Origin of the sequence: Lactobacillus sp. A27, assembly GCF_016742815.1 — a bacterium.
In the GTDB taxonomy this organism is placed as follows: domain Bacteria; phylum Bacillota; class Bacilli; order Lactobacillales; family Lactobacillaceae; genus Lactobacillus; species Lactobacillus gallinarum.
In genome coordinates, this window is the sequence record NZ_JAEHNT010000094.1 from 1 (window position 1) to 332 (window position 332).

Annotated in this window: 1 pseudogene; it reads right to left on the reverse strand. The window is 38.0% G+C overall.

Annotation, left to right across the window (positions count from 1 at the left end):
- A pseudogene (locus tag JEM49_RS09250) lies at positions 1-332 on the reverse strand (RNA-guided endonuclease InsQ/TnpB family protein); the annotation flags it as partial.

Consider the following 332-nt stretch of genomic DNA (forward strand, 5'->3'; position numbering starts at 1 on the left):
GGATATTGACAGTTGGTCTGATATGACCAGTCGCTGCGTTTCTTATGGAAAGTTGGGATTCCATGACCAATCTTGCGATAGTTGTTCCAAGCTTTCTGATAGTTTTGAATGGCGTTGGCAATAGCGAGGCTATCAATTTCTTTAACACGCAAAAAGCTATAAGTATCACGAATATTCCTTGGCTTATCCAATAGTTCGCTATTAGTGACTACTTCTTCTGCCAACCTAGTCTCATAATTATTAAGAATAGAAAAGGCAAAAGGCATTGCTTGATATTGTCTAACAGCTAAGTAGTGCTTAGCATTATAATTGCTTCGATTGTGTCCTACATA